We start from the raw sequence: 8922 nt of genomic DNA, 5'->3' as shown, positions 1-8922 counted from the left end.
CCAGTCAAACGCGTGCCTTCGGTTCCCGAGCTGACACTAATGAAGCACCTCAGTTTCCGTGGAGGCTGTTTGTGTTGGTGCCGATGCAAACTTGACCAGCTGGGTTAGGTTTGCTTGGAAATTAGCACGACAGTGCCAGGCAGGCGGCATCGCCTACAACCGGAGGGGAACTCCTGGCTTAGCACTCTGTCCTATGGAGTGCTAATATCATGGCTTAGAGGAAAGGATTCCCGGAATGAACATTCAATCTGGAACCGCTACGACGACTTTGGCGCCCGCCAACCCCTGGGCGCTGGTGCCCCCATTGGGCAACCTGGACGCGTACATCTCCGCCGTCAATCGCCTGCCGCTGCTCACGCACGAAGAAGAGCAGACCTACGCGCGGCAGCTCAAGGACAACAACGATCTGGACGCCGCCGGTCGGCTGGTGATGTCGCACCTGCGTCTGGTGGTTTCGATTGCGCGCCAGTACCTGGGCTATGGCCTGCCCCATGGCGACCTGATCCAGGAAGGCAATGTGGGACTGATGAAAGCCGTCAAGCGCTTTGACCCCGACCAGGGCGTGCGTCTGGTGAGCTATGCGATGCACTGGATCAAGGCCGAGATCCACGAGTACATCCTGAAAAACTGGCGCATGGTGAAGGTTGCCACCACCAAGGCGCAGCGCAAGCTTTTCTTCAACCTGCGTTCCATGAAGCAGGGGTTCAAGGCCGATGCGTCTGCCGCTGATGCGGCCACGCACCGCGATACGCTGTCGGACCAAGAAATCGACACGGTGGCTGCGCAGCTCAACGTCAAGCGCGAGGAAGTCATCGAGATGGAAACCCGCATGTCGGGCGGTGATGTGCTGTTGGACCCCGCACCCTCGGACGATGGCGAACAGGCTTTTGGGCCGATTGCCTATCTGGCCGACGCCTCGCACGAACCTACGGCCATGATCGAGTCGCGCCAGCGCGATGCCCTGGCCACCGATGGCATTGCCACGGCGCTGGGCAGCCTGGACGACCGCAGCCGCCGCATCGTGGAAGAGCGCTGGCTCAAGGTCAACGATGACGGCACGGGCGGCATGACGCTGCACGAGCTGGCAGCTGTGTATGGCGTGAGCGCCGAGCGCATCCGGCAGATTGAAGTGGCTGCAATGAAGAAGATGAAGAAGGCGCTGGCGGAGTACGCCTGAGCCTGAGGGCCGCGGGGTTAATATCCCCGGCTGCAGAAGTTGCCTCACGGGGCCCCAGTTCTGGGGCCCCGTGTCGTTTTGGCCCCTGAATGTTCTTGTTGAGGAGACCCCTTCCCATGTTGTCGTCACGTCCTGTTGTTTCTCGCCGTGCGTCTACGCTGCTGATTGCGCTGGCAGCCGCCTCCCCCTGGGCTCTCGCCCAGAACGCCGCCAAGCCCGGTGCCGCAGCAGCCGCCGCGCCCCTGGCATGGCCCACCAAGCCGCTCAAGATCATCGTGGGCTTTCCGGCCGGGTCTTCGCCCGACCTCACGGCGCGCACGTTCAGCGAGCCGCTGTCCAAGGCCCTGGGCCAACCGGTGATCGTGGAAAACAAGGTGGGCGCAGGCGGCAATATTGCGGCTGATGCCGTGGCCAAAGCGCGTGATGACCACACCATCGGCCTGATGATCAACGGCAACATGACAATTGCCAAGCTGCTGAACCCGGCCGTGCCCTACGACCCGCTCAAGGACTTGGCACCGCTGAGCCTCATCGGCACCTCGCCCCTGATCCTGACAGCACCCGTGAGCCAACCCGGGGTGCCCGCCAACAGCAGCGCCCGCGACTTCTTTGTGGCAGCCCGCAATGGCGGCGACAAGTGGAGCTATGGCACGCCCGGCGTGGGCACGGTGGGCCACATTGGCACCGAGTTGCTCAAGTCGCGCAGCAACATCAACCCGGTGCATGTGCCCTACCCGGGCTACCCACAGGTGGCCACCGCCATGCTGGGCGGGCAGTTGCAGATGGCCTTGCTGCCCCCGGCCCTGGCGCAGGCCCAGGTGCGTGCGGGCAAGCTGCGCGCGATTGGCGTGACGTCTTCCGGGCGCAGCCCGCTGGCACCCGATGTGCCGAGCTTGGTCGAGGCCGGCATCAGCAACTTCAACCTGGAAATCTGGAATGCCTTTGCGGCGCCTTCGACCCTGCCCAAGCCCATCCAGGCCAAGCTGGCGGCGCTGATCAGCGAGATTGCGCGCAGCGAAGAGGTGCGCGGCAAGCTGTTCCAGCAGGGCTGGCAGACGGTGGGCTCGTCGCCCGAGGGGCTGGCCAACCGCGTGAAGGCCGACACCAACTTGCTGGGCGGCGTGATCGCGATGCGCGGCATCAAGGCGGAATAAATCTGCGCGACGGAAACGCCGCACGCCTTTGCTGCTAGCAAACATCAACCCGGGTCTGGCCGATGCGCCTGCCCGGGTTTTTTGTTGCAGGTGCTGTCAAACCAGCAGGCGGACTGGCGGGCCCACAGAAACCTCAACCCGCCTCGGCCAGCAGTGCCTTGACGTCTGCCGCCAGGGCCTGCGCGCCACTGCCATAGCGGTTGTAGATACGCAGGCGCCCCGCCGTGTCATACACGTAGCTGCCGGCCGAGTGGTCCATGGTGTAGCTGGTGGGCGTTTTGCCATCGACCTTCTTGTAGTAGATCTTGAAGTCCTTGGCGACCGCAGCCAGTTGCTCTGGCGAGCCATACAGGGCCAGAAAACTGGGATCGAAATTGGCCATGTAGGCCTTGAGCACTTCCGGCGTATCGCGTTCGGGGTCTACCGTGACGAAGATGCCCTGCAGGCGGTCGCCGTCCTTGCCCAGCATCTTCTTCACCTCGGCCAGCTCTTGCATGGAGGTGGGGCACACGTCCGGGCACTGCGTGAAGCCGAAGAACACCACCACCACCTTGCCCGCAAAGTCCTTGAGGTGTCGCGCCTGGCCGTTGTGGTCGGTCAGCGGGATGTCACGGGCATAGTCCGCACCGGTGATGTCCACGCCACGAAACTCTGCCTTTTTTTCGGAACAGGCACTAAAAATGCCCGCAGCGCTTATAGATAAAGCGCTAACAGCTATCGTTTTAAGAGCACTTCTTTTCAGCATGGTCATGGCGGTCTTCACAGCACGTAGTGGTCCACCAGGAGGGCGGCAAACAGGGCGCTCAGGTGGATGAGGGAAAAGCGGAAGGTCTTGCGCGCGAGCGCGTCCGAATAGTTGCGCCACAGGGCAAAACCGTAGCCGCAGAAGCCTGCGCTGAGCACCACCGCGGCGGCCAGGTAGATCCACGAGCTCATGCCGTAAACGAAAGGCATCAGGCACCCGGCAAACAGTATCAGGGTGTACAGAAACACCTGCAGGCGGGTGAACTCGTTGCCATGGGTCACCGGCAGCATGGGCAGGCCAGACTTTCGGTAGTCCTCCACCCGGTACAGGGCCAGCGCCCAGAAGTGAGGAGGCGTCCACAGAAAGATGATGAGGAACAGGATGAGCGCTTCCGGGCCGACATCGTTGGTCATGGCCGCCCAACCGAGCACGGGCGGCATGGCGCCTGACGCACCACCAATCACAATGTTCTGCGGCGTAAGGGGCTTGAGAATCACTGTGTAGATGACCGCATAGCCCACAAATGTGGCGAACGTGAGCCACATCGTGAGAGGGTTCACCCAGAAGTACAACAGTGCGGACCCCGCACCACACAACACGGCAGAAAACAGCAGCGTCTGGGCGTTGGACAACTGGCCCTTGGCCGTGGGACGCCAGGCGGTGCGCTTCATCTTGGCGTCGATGCCCTGCTCCACGATGCAGTTGAAGGCGGCGGCAGCGCCCGCCACCAGCCACACCCCGGCACAGGCCAAGGCCATCAGCCCAAGTTGCGAGGCCGACGGAAGCCCAGGCACAGCCAGCACCATCCCAATGAGGGCACAAAACACAATGAGCTGGACCACGCGCGGCTTGGTCAGCGCATAGAACTGCGCAATGCGCGACGGCGTAGAAACAGCGGCGGGGGCAGCAACACTCATGCGGTAACTCTCGATGCACCCGAAGGCGCGGAAAACTCTTGCGGCGCGGACACCGCGCGGCTGGACACCAAGGCCCAGGTCAACACCACCACCAGCGCCGCAGCGCCACCGGTATGCAGCACGGCGGCCAGCAGCGGCCAGTCCAGCACCACGTTGGAGAGACCGGTGGCCAGTTGCAGCAGCGCCAGCGCGGCCAGCCAGCGGGACTGAACCCGGAGCACGCCCGCCTGGCGAAGGCGCCAGCAAACGATGCCCAGGGCCAAGAGGACCACATAAGCCATGAGCCGGTGTACATAGTGGATGGCTGTGAGCCCGGCAAAACTGATGTGGCTGCCGTCCTGCAGCATACCCAGCGCGCGCCAGACCTGAAAACCCTGGCCAAAGTCCATGGCAGGCCACCAACTCCCCTGACAAGTGGGAAAGGTGGTGCAAGCCAGCACCGCGTAGTTGGTGCTGACCCAGCCACCCAGCACCACCTGCACCGCCACGAGCACGCCGGTGATCACCAGACCCCAGCGCAACCCGGTGGAGACACGCACAGGCAGCTTGCCCTGAGCGCTCTGGGTGTGGCGCACTGCCTGCACACACAGCAGCGCCAGCAGCACCAGCCCCCCGATGAGGTGCAGCGTGACGATGGCCGGAAAGAGTTTCATCGTCACCGTCAGCGCCCCGAAAGCCCCTTGCAGACACACCCAGAACAGCGTGAAGGTGGGCCACCACGGGCTGATGGGGGGACGCTCGCCCCCCATACGCAAGGCCTTGCGGTGCTGCACCCACGCCGACACCGTGAGCACGATGATGAGCACGCCCACGCCCGTGGCCAGGTAACGGTGGATCATTTCAACCCATGCCTTGCCATGGGTCACAGGGCCGGTGGGCATGGCCTCCTGGGCCGCCGCGATTTCGGTGCGCGCCCCCACGGGGCTGGCGCTGCCGTAGCACCCGGGCCAGTCGGGGCAGCCCAGGCCCGAGTCGGTCAGGCGGGTGAAGGCGCCAAAAAGCACCAGATCAAACGTCAGAAACAGGGTGAGCACCGTGAGTGCCTGCAGGCGCCGCATGGGGGAGCTGTTGCGGTTGCGCCAGCCCACCCAGGCGAGCGGCCCGAGCGCAATCAGCACGCCCAGCAGCATCAGCCGGGCGATGGGCGCCAGATCGTAGAGCGGCTGTGGGGTGTCCATCACGGCTTCCCGGGACGCCCGGCCTCATCCCATGACGAGGACGCACGCAACAGGCGTTCAAGATCCCGCTTGGCCTTGGCCGCGCCTGCCGCGTCCATGGCTGCCGGAAAACGCATCATCCAGTTGCCCATGGGGTCCACCACATACAAGTGGTCCGCGATCTGGTGCCTCTCGGCGGGCGCAAGCCACGCATTGAGTGCAGCGGCATCCATGCGCAGCACCGTCGCTTTCTGCAATGCGGGCGTGAGCTCCGGGGGCACGCTGGTAGCGTCGTTTACCAGCCAGACCCAGTCCACGCGGTCTTTCTCCTTGCCCACACTTTCACGCAGTTGCCGCTGCAGGTACAGGTGCTTCTGGCAGGCGGCATCACAGGCCCCTCCCGCAACGCTGACCAGAAGCCATTGCCCCTTCAGCGAAGCAAGGGGAACGGCCTTGCCATCGAGTGCCGTGGCGCTCAGGTCCGGCAGGGTGCGCTGCGGGTTGATCAACTCGCCATAGTTGCGCCGGCCTTCGGGGCGGATGACGTAGTACGTGAAATACGAGGCGATGACCGGCGCCGCGCAGATGAGCAGCACGCCCAGCATCTTCAAACGCCCATGGCGCGTGCGCTGCGTCAGGGCCACGGCGCCCGCCGCTTCGGGGAGCGTGTGCACGGTGAGCCCCAGGGGATGGTCCCCCTGGGCTTCAGGCAGCAGGGTGGCTGCGCGGGCGAATGAACCGTCGGACGATTTGGAACCAGACATAGAGAAGTGCAATCAGGCCGCAGAGCCCGAACCATTGAAATGCGTAACCGTAGTGTTTGTCGACGCCTGCGCCGACCACGGGCCAGTCGCGTTGAAGCCCCTCGCCTGCTTCGCCCGTCTGCAGCACCGTGAGGTGGGCAAGCGCCAGACCGGTTTCGGTGCGAAACGCTGCCAGGTCGAGATTTTGCCGGATGCGAGAAGACCCCTGGGCACTGTCAGCGCCCTGGAACTCATACAAACGTGAAGGCGCGGGCGCCACACGGCCCTGCACCCGCACCGTCACATCCTGTGGCGTCTGCACCTGTGGCAGCCGCATACGGTCCTGGAAATTGCGCGGCGCCCAGCCACGCTGCACCAGCACCGCCGCGCCACTTTGCCCTGCCAGCTGCAAGGGCGTCACCACAAAAAAGCCCGGACGCCCGTGCATCTGGCGGTTGTCGAGGTACACCGTGTGCTCCGACAGCCACCGCCCCTCCAGAACCACAGCACGGTGCACCAACGAAGAGGCGTCCTTCGAGGATGGATCTGCCACCGCAGCAGCAAGCAAGGCGCGGCCGTCAATGGCAGGCATGCGCCCCCGTTCGTCCAGCGCGGCCTGAAGCGCCTCTTTTTCGGCTGCGCGCGACAGCTGCCAGCGGCCCAGCGATGCCGTGACCAGCATGCCCGCCACTGCGGCGAGTGTGATCAACCAGAAACGCAGGCCTGCGGGACGGCGGAAAGTGGTCACGGGATAATGTGCTCCATGAAATACCTCGTAGTGCTGGCGTTCATCGCCATTCTTGCCAGCCTGGCATCCGCCCTGTTCTTCATGATGCGCAATGGACGCGATGACAAGTCCAAGGGCAACCACATGGCCAAGGCGCTGGCCGTGCGGGTGGGGATCTCCATCGTGCTGTTCCTGTGTATCCTGGTCGCCTGGCAGCTGGGCTACATCCAGCCTACTGGCCTGCCGGCAACCGCCCGCTAACCCCCTCCAACCGTGGCGAGCAGGACGCCGCCAGCGATGGACCAGGCTCTGCGCTAACAGCATGCATGCCAACAAAAAAAGCGCCGCGAGGCGCTTTTTTTACACGGCAGGCGCGGTTTACATCCAGTAGACCAGCACGTACAGACCCAGCCACACCACGTCCACAAAGTGCCAGTACCAGGCAGCGCCCTCGAAACCGAAGTGCTTGTCGGCGGTGAAATGGCCCTTTTGCAATCGCAGCGTGATCACCAGCAGCATCAGCATGCCCAGGAACACGTGGAAACCGTGGAAGCCGGTCAGCATGAAGAACGTCGAACCGAACACGCCCGAGTTGAGCTTGAGGTTCAGGTCGGTGTAGAGGTGGTAGTACTCATAGCCTTGCACCAGCAGGAAGACAAAACCCAGCAGCACCGTGGCCCACATGAAGCCGATCGTCTTGCCGCGATGGTTTTCGCGCAGTGCATGGTGGGCGATGGTCAGCGTCACACCCGAGGTCAACAGCAGAGCCGTATTGATGGTGGGCAGCCAGAAGGGACCCACCGTCTGGAAGGGCTCGACGATGCCAGCCGGCGAACCGGTCACGCCCGCAGCCAGACTGGGCCAGACCGCCTTGAAATCAGGCCACAGCAGTGCATTGTCCAGGCTTCCCAGGGCAGGTACAGAGTGCGAACGCGCCCACCACAGGGCCGTGAAGAACGCGCCGAAAAACATCACCTCCGAGAAGATGAACCAGCTCATGCTCCAGCGGTACGACAGATCGATCTTGTGGCCATACAGGCCACCTTCACTCTCACGCACCGCATCGCCGAACCATTGGTACAGCGTGAACAGCCACCACACCAGGCCCAGCGCCAGGGAATACTTGCCCCAGTCGTGGCCGTTGATCCACTGCCCTGCGCCCAGAATGACGAAGAACAGGCCTGCAGCCGCCATCACAGGGTGACGCGACTCGGCAGGCACATAGTAGTACGGGGTTCCGCCGTGGGTTGATGCACTCATTTCAGTTCCTGACTCTCAAAATCTTTGTTTTCAGTATTTGTTCGTACCAACCAACACACACTCACACGATCCAGTTCACCAGCCCGATCAGGCCGATGACCAGCAGAAAGACCGCGATCAATCCCACCACGATGATGTGCAGTGGGTTAAGTTTTTCGACATCCTGCTGGTATTCGCTGCCCTTGCGCAGGCCGATCAGCGACCAGGCCACGGCGCGCACGGTGCGCAGCAACGAGCCTTTGCGCGCATGCGGCTTCACCACGGGCTGCTCCAGTGGGGTATTCATGATCCAGCCCCTTCCAATGAGGAAATGGCCGGAAGGGATACATCCACGGCAGCTGTGGACTGCGGTGCTGCGGGTGTCTTGCCACCCACTTCAAAGAACGTGTAGGACAACGTAATGGTCGTCACGTCCTTCGAAATACGAGGGTCAATCACAAACGCCACTGGCCATTCCTTCTTCTCGCCGGGCTCCAGCGTGTACTGGTTAAAGCAGAAGCACTCCAGCTTGTTGAAGTGTGCAGCAGCCTGACGGGGCGCGTAGCTGGGAATGGCCTGCGCAGCCATGCGGCGGTTCTGAATGTTCTGAAACTGGTACATCACCGTGGTGAGCTCACCCGGGTGCACCTGCACCGATCGCTGGGCAGGTTTGAAATCCCAGGGACCCCGCGCGTTGGCATCAAACTCCACCGTGATCGTACGGGTCTTGTCCACCTGCGTGTTGGCAGGAACCTTGACATCCTTGCCCGCCACGCCGTTACCAGGCACCTGACGCTCAGAGAGCGACAGGATGTTGATGCCCGTCATCTCGCAGATGTGCTTGTAGATGGGAATCAGCACATAGCCGAAGGCGAACATGCCAGCCGCGATCACGACCAGCTTGCCGACCATCTTGGCGTTTTCGCGGTGCAGGCTCATGGCAGGTGTGGACTTAACGGGAAAGGAAGAACACCTTGGCCATGAACCCGACGAAGAACACCACCGCAATCGACGCCAGGATCAGCGCCATCCGCAGGTTGCTCTTTTTCTGCTCGGGTGTCAT

The 8922-nt window shown here is 62.9% G+C and carries 12 protein-coding genes; 3 read left to right on the top strand and 9 right to left on the bottom strand.

Going from position 1 to position 8922, the window contains the following annotated elements; all coding sequences use genetic code 11:
• The first annotated feature begins 235 nt into the window (after positions 1–235).
• Together rpoH and AC2YJX_RS23735 are read left to right on the top strand one after the other, a co-directional pair.
• Positions 236–1177 (top strand): RNA polymerase sigma factor RpoH, encoded by a 942-nt coding sequence (gene rpoH, locus AC2YJX_RS23740; RefSeq protein ID WP_055398595.1) that lies wholly within the window; start codon positions 236–238, stop codon positions 1175–1177.
• A gap of 116 nt (positions 1178–1293) precedes the next feature.
• Positions 1294–2331, top strand: a complete 1038-nt coding sequence (locus AC2YJX_RS23735; RefSeq protein WP_436131685.1) for a Bug family tripartite tricarboxylate transporter substrate binding protein — start codon at positions 1294–1296, stop codon at positions 2329–2331.
• Positions 2332–2464: 133 nt separating this feature from the next.
• Here the strand turns inward: AC2YJX_RS23735 and AC2YJX_RS23730 are convergent, their stop codons facing one another.
• Genes AC2YJX_RS23730 through AC2YJX_RS23710 form a run of 5 tightly spaced genes read right to left on the bottom strand, consistent with a single transcriptional unit; the run spans position 2465 to position 6641 of the window.
• Complete coding sequence (locus tag AC2YJX_RS23730) at positions 2465–3082, bottom strand: SCO family protein (RefSeq protein WP_121508606.1); 618 nt, start codon at positions 3080–3082, stop codon at positions 2465–2467.
• A gap of 8 nt (positions 3083–3090) precedes the next feature.
• A complete protein-coding gene (gene cyoE / locus AC2YJX_RS23725; protein WP_055398593.1) occupies positions 3091–3993 on the bottom strand; it encodes a heme o synthase in 903 nt (300 codons plus the stop codon).
• The gene (locus AC2YJX_RS23720; protein WP_436131684.1) at positions 3990–5171 is read right to left on the bottom strand and encodes a COX15/CtaA family protein; all 1182 of its coding nucleotides are present in this window, start codon (positions 5169–5171) and stop codon (positions 3990–3992) included. Before AC2YJX_RS23720 ends, cyoE begins: the two co-directional genes overlap by 4 nt.
• Positions 5171–5914: an SCO family protein gene (locus AC2YJX_RS23715; protein WP_487257448.1), complete on the bottom strand. Its 744-nt coding sequence runs from the start codon at positions 5912–5914 to the stop codon at positions 5171–5173. The genes AC2YJX_RS23720 and AC2YJX_RS23715 overlap by 1 nt, the downstream gene beginning before the upstream one ends.
• Positions 5856–6641 (bottom strand): SURF1 family protein, encoded by a 786-nt coding sequence (locus AC2YJX_RS23710; RefSeq protein ID WP_487257447.1) that lies wholly within the window; start codon positions 6639–6641, stop codon positions 5856–5858. The genes AC2YJX_RS23715 and AC2YJX_RS23710 overlap by 59 nt, the downstream gene beginning before the upstream one ends.
• Before the next feature lie 15 nt (positions 6642–6656).
• Here AC2YJX_RS23710 and AC2YJX_RS23705 point away from each other — a divergent pair, with 15 nt between their 5' ends.
• The gene (locus tag AC2YJX_RS23705; RefSeq protein WP_055398589.1) at positions 6657–6881 is read left to right on the top strand and encodes a twin transmembrane helix small protein; all 225 of its coding nucleotides are present in this window, start codon (positions 6657–6659) and stop codon (positions 6879–6881) included.
• A gap of 117 nt (positions 6882–6998) precedes the next feature.
• On the opposite strand, the gene AC2YJX_RS23700 is transcribed toward AC2YJX_RS23705, so the two are convergent.
• The 4 genes from AC2YJX_RS23700 to AC2YJX_RS23685 form a co-directional block, all read right to left on the bottom strand.
• Entirely contained in the window at positions 6999–7880 is an 882-nt protein-coding gene (locus tag AC2YJX_RS23700; protein ID WP_121420955.1) for a cytochrome c oxidase subunit 3, read from the bottom strand.
• A 61-nt stretch (positions 7881–7941) separates the two neighbouring features.
• Positions 7942–8166 carry a DUF2970 domain-containing protein gene (locus AC2YJX_RS23695; RefSeq protein ID WP_055398587.1) on the bottom strand — a complete coding sequence of 75 codons (225 nt, stop codon included), beginning with the start codon at positions 8164–8166 and terminating at the stop codon, positions 7942–7944.
• Complete coding sequence (locus tag AC2YJX_RS23690; RefSeq protein WP_121505569.1) at positions 8163–8798, bottom strand: cytochrome c oxidase assembly protein; 636 nt, start codon at positions 8796–8798, stop codon at positions 8163–8165. The genes AC2YJX_RS23695 and AC2YJX_RS23690 overlap by 4 nt, the downstream gene beginning before the upstream one ends.
• A gap of 13 nt (positions 8799–8811) precedes the next feature.
• A complete protein-coding gene (locus AC2YJX_RS23685) occupies positions 8812–8922 on the bottom strand; it encodes a cytochrome oxidase small assembly protein (protein WP_212742253.1) in 111 nt (36 codons plus the stop codon).

The sequence above is a fragment of the Acidovorax sp. SRI_002 genome (assembly GCF_057586455.1).
The sequence above is the reverse complement of the archived record's forward strand: the minus strand, read 5'-3'. Positions and strand labels throughout refer to the sequence as shown.